This window comes from Schaalia odontolytica (assembly GCF_002847525.1).
Taxonomy (GTDB): Bacteria; Actinomycetota; Actinomycetes; order Actinomycetales; family Actinomycetaceae; genus Pauljensenia; species Pauljensenia odontolytica_B.
Genome location: NZ_PKKM01000022.1, coordinates 1 through 3,541 on the forward strand (window position 1 = coordinate 1; position 3,541 = coordinate 3,541).

At 56.2% G+C, this 3,541-nt stretch carries 6 protein-coding genes; all 6 read right to left on the reverse strand.

What is annotated here, in order from left to right; genetic code table 11:
* Positions 1-210 precede the first annotated feature (210 nt).
* Positions 211-774 (reverse strand): Imm61 family immunity protein, encoded by a 564-nt coding sequence (locus CYJ22_RS09975; RefSeq protein WP_101602505.1) that lies wholly within the window; start codon positions 772-774, stop codon positions 211-213.
* 45 nt (positions 775-819) lie between these two features.
* A complete protein-coding gene (locus CYJ22_RS09980) occupies positions 820-1,278 on the reverse strand; it encodes a hypothetical protein (RefSeq protein ID WP_101602506.1) in 459 nt (152 codons plus the stop codon).
* 69 nt (positions 1,279-1,347) lie between these two features.
* A complete protein-coding gene (locus CYJ22_RS10405) occupies positions 1,348-1,470 on the reverse strand; it encodes a hypothetical protein (protein ID WP_279354686.1) in 123 nt (40 codons plus the stop codon).
* Positions 1,471-1,622: 152 nt separating this feature from the next.
* Positions 1,623-2,126 (reverse strand): Imm61 family immunity protein, encoded by a 504-nt coding sequence (locus CYJ22_RS09985; RefSeq protein ID WP_101602507.1) that lies wholly within the window; start codon positions 2,124-2,126, stop codon positions 1,623-1,625.
* A 125-nt stretch (positions 2,127-2,251) separates the two neighbouring features.
* Positions 2,252-2,719, reverse strand: coding sequence for a hypothetical protein (locus CYJ22_RS09990; RefSeq protein WP_101602508.1), 468 nt, complete (start codon positions 2,717-2,719; stop codon positions 2,252-2,254).
* Between the two features lie 57 nt (positions 2,720-2,776).
* Positions 2,777-3,280 carry an Imm61 family immunity protein gene (locus tag CYJ22_RS09995; protein WP_101602509.1) on the reverse strand — a complete coding sequence of 168 codons (504 nt, stop codon included), beginning with the start codon at positions 3,278-3,280 and terminating at the stop codon, positions 2,777-2,779.
* Positions 3,281-3,541: the final 261 nt, after the last annotated feature.

The window sequence follows — 3,541 nt, forward strand, 5'->3', positions numbered from 1 at the left end:
CCGCACTCGGATTCCGAAACCTCAACCACTACATCACCCGAGCACTCCTCGAAACCGGAGGATTCAGACCCCAACTACACCCTCAATTATGAAGAGCCCGTAAACGTCCAACCCCCGTTGAATTCACTTGTTCTGGTCAAAGAGTCGCACAAAAGGCGTTCGATGAGGTCGGTGTGCTGGTCGAGCATGGTGGTGGTCATTCCGCTGCGATCAGAGGATGCCTACGTGGTTGCTGTTTGTCCTGAGTGTCACAGCAGTGGTTGTGGATGTGGGCGAGCGGTCGAAGAGTGCGGCGTATTCGGTGCCCGACGGTTCGAGGACGAGGGAGAGCAGGTCGTCGCTTGGCGTGTCCATCAGGTATGACAATGAGAGCAGCGCAGCTGGCGAGAAGGATGTGTATGTCGTGGGAATGGGGGAGGCTTTGCTTGTTAGCAGATACGCGATAGGTTCGAGGAATTCGATGGAAAAACCGGGGTGAACGTCGGTCACTGCTGGGACATTGAGGGGTGGGAGCTGGTGTGCTGCGCGAATGTCTGCGGCGAAGTGCATGATCGCGAACTTCTTGAAGATCTCGAAGGACGCGGATCCGAAGTCTTCCCCGCTGAATGAGTATCTTTCGACGTGGCCGTAGGCGTAGTATTCCTCGACCATGGTGAATGCGTCGTAGATAAGGTCTTTACTCGGCTCGACCAGGATTAAGTCTTTCTTGATCCACGTTGTGTGCCCGGATAGCTCGCACAGGCGCGTGATGTAGGCGGCAAGTTCTTCGTTCATGCGAGAGTTACTCCTCCTCAGCGTGCGCTATCGACTGTCTTGATTCTACGGCCGTAGTGATTCCAGGGAGGGGGTCGAGGCCTCGGCGAGAGCGCGCGCGTATGTAAAATATGCGCATTTTGCGCTCAACGAGCTGTCGGAATTGTGGGTGAGGTGAAATCCTCTGGATCTGCCTCTTCTGATGCTGTAGTCGGTGCCCGGCACGGGGCCTAGAAGCTCGTCCGAAGGATGGCGCATATCGACGAGCTCGCCGAGCCCCTCGCGCGCGAGGAGCGTCAGTGCTATGGTCGCCAACTCAATGGAAGGGCTCGTGAAGAAAATATCGACGGTATTGCGTTCGCCGTCGCGGCCGATGGTAATTCCCAGTGCGTCCTCTGTGATGACAAAGCCTGCCAGACTACGCCTATCGATAAAGACGAGACTGTCACCGTTATCTTTGACGAGATTCGGGGGAAAGTGCTCGCCGAGGAGTGGGAGCGCGAGGCTACGAAACTCTTCCCACATGACTGGCTCCCTTCGCTAGGTTGGGGCCTGCTCCGATTGCGCCATCGAGGCAGGCTATCCCCATCCTACCTAGGTGCCGCGTGCTGATGCGGCGACTGCGACAGTGAAGAAGAGCCTGCCGTCTCGTTCCTTGCGCATGATTGAAGAGTTCGCGCAGAGCGTGGATATGAGATCGTCGAATTCTTTCAGCATGGGCGCTCACTCCTTCGGGTCATTGCCTCTGCGGACATCGTAACTGACGGGCGAGCGCGAAATAGCGCTCCTTCTCCCCTTGTACGAGGGGAGGAGGCGTGACCGACGCTCTCGTCCTATGCTCCGTGAGCTAGCGCCGGGAGAGAGGAGCGTCAGCTCTGCTGGTACAGCGCAACGTATCCGGCACCGGAGGGTTCGAGGACGAGGTTGAGCAGGTCCTCGCTTGGTGTGCTCATCAGATATGACAGCGGGAGCAGCGCAGCTGGCGAGAGGTTTGTGTATGTTTTGGGAATGGGGGAGGCTTTGCTTGTCAGGAAGTAGCTAATCGGCTCTAGGAATTCGATGGAAAAGCTGGGGTGAACGTCGGTCACTGGCGGGAGGGTGAGGGGTGGGAGCTGGTGTGCTGCGCGAATGTCGGCGGCGAAGTGCATGATCGCGAACTTCTTGAAGATCTCGAAGGACGCGGAGCTGAATTCTGCCCCGCCGAATGAGTATCTTTCGACGTGGCCGTAGGCGTAGTACTCCTTGACCATGGTGAATGCGTCGTAGATAAAGTCTTCACCCGGCTCGACCTTGACCAAATCATCGTCGATCCAGGCTGTGTGCCCGGAGAGTTCACACAGTCGAGTGATGTATGCGGCGAGTTCTTCGTTCATGTGATGGTTGCTCCTCCTGGGTGCGCACTTCCGACTGCCTCGATTCTACGGCTCCAGCGAATCCCGGGAGGGGGTCGAGGCCTCGTCCGGTGTGGGGAAACGATTGAGCGTTCGTTGGTGTGGGGCTATTCCGTCGTGTAGAGCTGAATCGCGTCCTCGAGGGGCATAGTGAGAAGACTCGCGAGGCAAAGCCATTGGTCTTTGGTGAAAGTCCCGAAACTAAGTTCTGGATTGTCAACGTAAACGCAGTCAATTGCTGTCGTGCCCGGTACCGGTGTGAGTGACCAGGCGTTCTCGAGAGTGTCTGGCTGCGACGGTAGTGCTATCGGATCCCATGAGTTGAGGCGACGAATGTAACTTCCAAGAACGACAACCAGCTGATACTGAGCGATGGTCGGGTTGCGCGTCCACAAGTGGCCGCCACCGAATGATGGGCGTTCCGAACGACCAAATATAAAATAGCCGTTCCGTTCCCACAACGAGTCAACGATAAGGCCGTCATCGGTGAAAAACAGCCTGTCCCTGTGCTCTTCTTGAGTTATTGGAGAGTTCGCGCAGAGCCTGGAAATCAGGTCGTCGAATTCTTCCAGCATAGGCGATCACTCCTTCGGGTCATTGCCTCTGCAGACATCGTAACTGATGGGTGAGTGTCAGCTCCGCTGGTACAGCGCGGCGTATCCGGCGCCCGACGGTTCGAGGACGAGGGAGAGCAGGTCGTCGCTTGGCGTGTCCATCAGATACGACAGAGGCACCAGGGCATCGGGTGTGATTGTCGTAAAAGTTGTAGGAAGTGTCGTTCGTGTATCGATCAGCTTGTGCGTGCCGCCTGATGCGGTCTCGATGGAATAGTTCGGGTGTGGGAAGGAAATTACAGGGAATGTGATCGGGGGAAGGTCGTGCGCAATGCGAATATCAACAGCGAAATACATGATCGCGAACTTCTTGAAGATCTCGAAGGACTCGGACCCAAACCGTGTGCCACTGAAAGCGTATCTGTTGTAGTGGCCGTAGACATAATAGTTCTTCCGCACGGTGAATGCGTTGTAGATAAAGTCTTCACCCGGCTCGACCAGGATTACATCATCGTCGATCCGCGTTGTGTGCTCGGAGAGTTCGCACAGGCGCGTGATGTATGCGGCGAGTTCTTCGTTCATGCGAGAGTTACTCCTCCTCAGCGTGCGCTATCGACTGTCTTGATTCTACGGCCGTAGTGAATCCGGGGAGGGGGCCGAGGCCTCGGCGATAGCGTGGGCGTATGTAAAATAGTCGCAGTATGCGCGTAGTGTGCTGTCAGTTTTGTGGGTGAGGTGAAATCCGGCTCTTCATAATTGAGGGTGTAGTTGGGGTCTGAATCCTCCGGTTTCGAGGAGTGCTCGGGTGATGTAGTGGTTGAGGTTTCGGAATCCGAGTGCGGA